The sequence below is a fragment of the Okeania sp. genome (genome assembly GCF_983059655.1).
In genome coordinates this window covers 1-1,416 of sequence record NZ_CEZPJD010000067.1, presented here as the reverse complement: position 1 = coordinate 1,416, position 1,416 = coordinate 1, and the positions used below count along the sequence as shown (strand labels likewise).

The window sequence follows — 1,416 nt, the reverse complement described above, 5'->3', positions numbered from 1 at the left end:
ACTTCAAACTTCTGACTTCATTTAACCACCACACTGCTAATACTGGAGATAAAGTGCGGGCGACTAATAAAGAAATTAATACTGCTGCGGAAACTGTTAAACCAAAGGGTTGAAAAAATTGACCAAGGGTATCCCCCATAAAAGCGACTGGGAGAAATACTGCGGCAATAGTACAGGTAGAAGCAACAACGGTTAACCCTATTTCATCGGTACCATTGATGGCCGCTTGCTTGGGAGTTTCTCCTGCTTCGAGATGTCTGGCAATGTTTTCCACATCTACAATAGCATCATCAACAATGATTCCAATTATTATTGCTAAGGCAAGGAGGGTAATAGTTTCTAGGTTAAATCCAAATATTGCCATGACAATACAAGTACCTAATAGAGAAATAGGTATTGCTAAAGCTGTAATTATGGTGGCTGGGAAATTCCGTAAGAATGGAAAAATGACTGCTACTGCTAGAATAATTGCTAATAGTAGGGCATCAATAGTAGCTTGGGTTGCTTCCTGAATATAGTCTGCTTGGGTTTCTGCTAAGAGGAGTTTTATTTCTGGCAAGTCAGACTGCATTTTTGCTATGGTTGTTTCTACTTTACTTACAGTTTCTAAGGCATTAGCATCAGCACGTTTTACTACTTGGAAAGCTATGGCATTTTGATTATTGAAACTGACTAAGGTCGGGAAGGTGTTAGGAAGTGATGTGTCGGTATCTTTTTGTTTTAAGGAAGAGTCACCAAGTAGATTGACTTTTAAAACTTCTGGTAATTTTGAAATATTAGGAATAATTTGATTTTGAGCAATGGCAGTTAATTCTTTGAGGGTCTTACTGTCACTAATAATGGCGTAGCTAATTGCTGCTGACTCGTTTAAGTCAAGACTGATTATTTCTAAATTAGTTTCTGGAGGGAGAGGTACTTGTTTGAGTACAGTTTCCACATCTGCTGTTGCTGATGTTAAATTGCTTTGGGTGGTAAAAGCTATGTTGATGACTGCTTGCCCTGGATATGTTGAGGAGCGCAATTCATACATTCCTTTTTTTTCGAGCATTTTAACAGCTTTTTCGATGGGAGTTGTAATTTGCGTTTCTGTTTTGATAGTATTGTCAAAATTTGCTGTTGCTTGTACTACTACTACTGGAAAACTGACTTCTGGAAATAAACCATATTTGAGATTACTAAAGGCAAAAAGACCTGCTATTACTACGCTTAACCAAAAACAAATAGTTAACCATGGTTGAGCGATCGCCCATCTGGAAATATTCCAGCGTTGTCGTAGATTTTTTGCTTTAGATTGTTTCATAGGTGGTAGGTAGTAGGTCGTAGGTTGGCAGATCTGGAACCGTAATAGTATTGATTGAACTTGGGACAAATTATCTCAACTCCAATTAAAAGAAAAGAGAATAGAGATATTTCCTT

Annotated in this window: 1 protein-coding gene; it reads right to left on the bottom strand. The window is 37.7% G+C overall.

Going from position 1 to position 1,416, the window contains the following annotated elements; all coding sequences use genetic code 11:
- Nucleotides 1-1,300 (bottom strand): efflux RND transporter permease subunit (locus AC3DU7_RS06450; protein ID WP_488038531.1); only part of this gene is annotated, 1,300 nt, incomplete at its 3' end.
- Nucleotides 1,301-1,416: the final 116 nt, after the last annotated feature.